1 protein-coding gene is annotated in these 962 nt (G+C 48.2%); it reads right to left on the bottom strand.

Features of this window, described 5'->3' with window-relative positions; all coding sequences use genetic code 11:
* Nucleotides 1-391: 391 nt before the first annotated feature.
* Nucleotides 392-565, bottom strand: coding sequence for a hypothetical protein (locus tag EYC95_RS30300; RefSeq protein ID WP_165557537.1), 174 nt, complete (start codon nt 563-565; stop codon nt 392-394).
* Between the last annotated feature and the right edge of the window lie 397 nt (nt 566-962).

The following is a 962-nucleotide window of genomic DNA, read 5'->3' as shown; positions in this document are numbered from 1 at the left end:
CAGAGGTCTAACGATCGCTGGGGTTTTTTGTTAGGCGGAAGAAAGGCCGGCGTTGCCGGGTATCGGCGCGGATGTTGATTAGCCAGGCACTAGATAAGCGTGGCGCCTAATGCCCTTCGGGCAGGTCAAGGTCAGCAGGAACATAGCCGAAATCCTTCCCTCTTTGACCGAATCCTCAACGTTTTCGCGTAGGCGAAAATGAGATCTAGCCTGAATTCTTCGCATTGAATCGCATTAAATCGCGTTGAATCGCATTAAATCGCATTGCACTAAATCGCTTGCGGATGAGAGACAGGGTCTAGCCGAAATCCTTCCCCTTTAACGCGCCGGATCGCATTGAACCGCACTAAATCGCGTTGAATCGCATTAAATCGCACAAAATCGCGTTGCGCTAAGTTGCATCCAAGTGACTGAGATCGCCAAAAGCCTTGGCCATCTGACGAACGACAATTGCCAATTCTTCCTTATCACCCTCCTCGAGGACGATGCTCAAAAGCTCGTCGGCATAGCCTGGGTCATCGCGGAATAAATCGACCATTGCTTCATCATGTGACCTGTCTTTCATAGCCATCTCCCTACGAATCTTGCAGCTAAAAAGGACGGACATATCGAGAGGATTTTAGCGGCTAAAATTCCAAAGCAGTAATCAAGGCGCCTGCCCAAAACGAAAAATGCCCCCCAAGTGTTGATAGTGGCAATGGACACCAAAAAGGAAATTGAAGACAAATTGATAGGTCTTGATGACCTAATCAGCTCATAAAATCGGCCCTGAGAAACCTTCTGCAGAGAGTTTCACGGCAAAAAAAGCCCCTCAAGTGTTGATAGCTGCCCCTCAAGTGTTAGTAGTTGATAGCCTCGCATAATGGACGTTATGGATAAATTCAGCGCCGGGGCTTCGCAATTTTCCCGGCGCTAAATTCGTCGATTACGACGGCATAGCTACCATAACGTCATCGATATTA

Source organism: Pseudomonas sp. BGI-2 (assembly GCF_004310295.1).
Classification (GTDB): domain Bacteria; phylum Pseudomonadota; class Gammaproteobacteria; order Pseudomonadales; family Pseudomonadaceae; genus Aquipseudomonas.
The sequence above is the reverse complement of the archived record's forward strand: the minus strand, read 5'-3'. Positions and strand labels throughout refer to the sequence as shown.